This window comes from Vibrio sp. 1F253, from assembly GCF_041439295.1.
GTDB lineage: Bacteria > Pseudomonadota > Gammaproteobacteria > Enterobacterales > Vibrionaceae > Vibrio > Vibrio tasmaniensis_A.
The window spans coordinates 3,302-4,415 of the sequence record NZ_JBGONU010000103.1 but is presented as its reverse complement, the minus strand read 5'-3'; the positions used below and the strand labels follow the sequence as shown (position 1 = coordinate 4,415).

Genomic DNA, 1,114 nt, shown 5'->3' with positions numbered 1-1,114 from the left:
TGATTACTTTAAATTGAAGATTAGACAAACCTCAATCCTAGAAACTCACTCTACCTTTTACCCAGAAATCAAGCTCATCTAAGCGGAGAAGAGCCGTATTATGGTAAAATCACTTAATCCACGATCCAGTATTGATGATGAAGATCTCTCATCTGGAGTTGATTTTTTGTAACAATCTCCAGAGATGGTTCACGAACTTTGCCTTTCCAGTATCAATTCGATAGCCTTAACCTCAGGGTAGACAAGTAACGACGAAATTAAGATAAATATAGCCAACGAGGTTAAGACATTGAGCGACCAATCAACCGTCGTCATTATTGAGGATGAATCTGCCATCGCAGAGAACCTGATTCATGTATTAGAGATGGACGGCTACCACGCAGAGTGGTTTGCAACGGCAGGAGAGGGCTTAGCTTTTTTGCAGCACAACTCCACAGCGTTACTTGTGTTAGACGTAGGCTTACCGGATGGTAATGGTTTTGAATTGTGCAAAACCATCCGTGAGTTTTCTGATATTCCCATTATCTTTCTCACCGCAAGAAGCGATGAAATTGACCGAGTGGTAGGCTTGGAGATTGGCGCGGATGATTACGTGACTAAGCCATTTAGCCCGCGTGAAATGTTGGCTCGCATTAAACTTCGAATCAAAGCTAAAGCGCCAATGAAGGAGCACAAGCCGGAGCCTGTTGCTGTTCCAGAACAACCTCAAGTGAGCCACGATTTGGTTGCGCAGAGCTTTGATTATGGTGTCGGTGGACAAATGCTTGGGTTAACTGCGGTCGAATTTAAGATCCTCGATAAGCTGATCTCCGTCTCTTCCAATGTATTGAGTCGAGAGCAGCTCATGGTCGCGGCAGACATGGCGCCGGAGGCCGCATACGAGCGCAATATCGATACCCATATCAAAGCTATTCGCCATAAGTTGAAGCCGTTTGAGATGTCTGAACGCATCTGTACCAAGCGTGGATTTGGTTACTTTTACTGCATTAAAGGTGAATGATGAATCGCTGGCCGAAGATCCCACTTGGACTCAGACTGTTTTTTCTCTACTTCATCTTAGTCGGAATGACGGCTTATATGGTGAGCAAAACGGTTGTCCAAGAACTTAAGCCTA

At 44.7% G+C, this 1,114-nt stretch carries 1 protein-coding gene; it reads left to right on the top strand.

All coding sequences use genetic code 11. The annotated features are described in order from the left end of the window. The first annotated feature begins 289 nt into the window (after positions 1-289). Entirely contained in the window at positions 290-1,000 is a 711-nt protein-coding gene (locus tag ACED28_RS22770; protein ID WP_280605059.1) for a response regulator, read from the top strand. Positions 1,001-1,114 lie beyond the last annotated feature (114 nt).